The organism is Psychroflexus sp. MES1-P1E (assembly GCF_002836055.1).
Lineage (GTDB): Bacteria > Bacteroidota > Bacteroidia > Flavobacteriales > Flavobacteriaceae > Psychroflexus.
Map to the genome: position 1 here is coordinate 1 of NZ_PJBS01000274.1, position 1,568 is coordinate 1,568.

At 28.3% G+C, this 1,568-nt stretch carries 2 protein-coding genes; both read left to right on the forward strand.

From position 1 onward, the window contains the following. Nucleotides 1–1,112 (forward strand): O-antigen ligase family protein (locus CXF67_RS09695; RefSeq protein ID WP_102088573.1); only part of this gene is annotated, 1,112 nt, incomplete at its 5' end. Between the two features lie 86 nt (nucleotides 1,113–1,198). After that, nucleotides 1,199–1,568, forward strand: a 370-nt coding sequence (locus CXF67_RS09700) for a glycosyltransferase (RefSeq protein ID WP_145990448.1), incomplete at its 3' end; no start/stop codon positions are given.

Genomic DNA, 1,568 nt, shown 5'->3' on the forward strand with positions numbered 1-1,568 from the left:
ACACCTCTGGATTAAAAAGGTTTTTTAGTCAAATAACATCCCTAATTATAAGTATTTCTTTTTTCATTTTTTATTATAATGCTTTTAGATCAGAATCCATTTGGACATTATTAAGATTAATTAGAAGAGCATTTTTACTTGGCTTTGCCTTTGTATCCCTATATGTTTTATTCGAAACATTAATAGTTAAATTAAAATTTAGCTTTTTACAAGATCTACTCTATCTATTTGATTACTTTCCCTTCACAGATGTAAAGTTGGACTTAGGATTAAACAGAATTTCTGGTCCTACTTTTGAACCTCCCTCTTTTGCAACGTATTTGATCACAGTCACACCTTGGATGCTTAGCTATATAATAACTCATAAGACTATTCTAAAATATATTCCATGTGTTTTAGTTTTAACATTTGTACTTCTCTCAGGGTCTAGGGCTGGAATTTTTATTATTACAGTACAGTTTATAGTCTTTTTTTCATGTTTCATAAACTTTAAGAAATATCAATCATATCTCATCAAATTATTGTTTTTTGGAGGCATCGTAATCCTATTCATTTTTGCTTTTAAAGGGCAGATGATCACTAATTATATAACTGAAAAGGCAACATCTTTTAATATTGAAGGAGATGAACATTCAATTTCAAACAAATCTAGATTTGGAATCCAATATGCAAATTATGAGGTTTTTAAAAATAGCCCTTTTTTTGGTGTTGGGTTCGGTCAACAGTCTTTTGAAGCTATAAAATACTATCCTAGATGGTCTATAAAAGATAATTGGGAGTTTAGGTTAAAATACTTAAATGATAATTATCCTAGTTTTGCACCTGGATATAACCTATACATAAGGCTTCTAGCAGAAACTGGTTTCATTGGTTTAATAATCTTTTTAGCTATTTTAATTTTAAGTATTACAATGTGTTTAATTGCAATCTATCAAAAAAACAAAAATCATTTGATTTATCTTATTATTCTTACAAGCATAGTAGGAACTGGGCTCAATTGGTTAAAAGTTGACTCATTTAGAGATTATATTTTTTGGATTAATTTGGCATTATTAATAATTTTAACTTCAGGTTTATCCAAATCCAAAATATTTAAAAAAGTTGAAAGTTGAAAGTTATTACTGCCTTTTTAAAATCATCTGACAAGAATAAGTAGAGCGATTTTTTAAATATTTGAAATAATAAAATTAGAAAATGCATGGAGAAAAGTAGGCTTATTCTTATAATACCCCATTATAATTGCCCAAAACAATTAGATGAATCAATTGCATCTATAAATGAGCAAATTGATGTTGATATTCTAATTGTAGACGATGGAAGTGATATTAAACCTCATCAAGAACTTCTAGAGCAAAGCTATAGATTTGGTAATATTTTTTTTGAATCTCTGAAAGTCAATAGTGGTATAGGGATTGCACTAAATTTTGGTATCGATATAGTGTTGAAAATGGGTTATGAATTAATAGGTCGTCTGGATTGTGGTGATTTGTTTGTTAAGGATAAATGTTTCAAACAAATAAATTATTTAGACGCACACGAGGATGTCAAATTATTAGGGACATGGGCGA